This is a genomic window from Ursidibacter arcticus (assembly GCF_009761375.1).
In the GTDB taxonomy this organism is placed as follows: Bacteria; Pseudomonadota; Gammaproteobacteria; order Enterobacterales; family Pasteurellaceae; genus Ursidibacter; species Ursidibacter arcticus.
The window spans coordinates 1-389 of sequence record NZ_LEKM01000083.1 but is presented as its reverse complement, the minus strand read 5'-3'; the positions used below and the strand labels follow the sequence as shown (position 1 = coordinate 389).

1 protein-coding gene is annotated in these 389 nt (G+C 38.3%); it reads right to left on the bottom strand.

Annotation, left to right across the window (positions count from 1 at the left end; genetic code table 11):
• The coding region (locus A1D25_RS01925) for an RNA-guided endonuclease InsQ/TnpB family protein (RefSeq protein ID WP_157394031.1) at positions 1 to 372 on the bottom strand (372 nt) is incomplete at its 3' end.
• Between the last annotated feature and the right edge of the window lie 17 nt (positions 373 to 389).

Genomic DNA, 389 nt, shown 5'->3' with positions numbered 1-389 from the left:
GTTATTTTGTTGTTCAAGTTTACAACCTTGCGGAAAACGAAAGCTCTCTTTCAAGCCTTTTTTCTTGAATTTAGGGAAATCTGCTCGTTTTTGAAAGAAGTTTTTAAACGCACTTTCTAAGTCTTTCAAAGACTGTTGAAGCACTTGAGAGTGGCAATCCTTTAACCAAACAAACTCTTTTTTCCATTCTGGAAGCAGATTAGCGATTTTGGTGTAGCTGAATTTGAAAGTATTGTTTTGCTCATACTGCTCATTTTGCCAAGCCAACGCCCGATTGAACACAAAACGAGAACAGCCACAGAACTGTTTAATTCTGCGGATTTGCTCGCCATTTGGCATTATCTCGAACTTAAAGGCTTTGCGTAGTTGCATTGACAAGGTTTAGAATG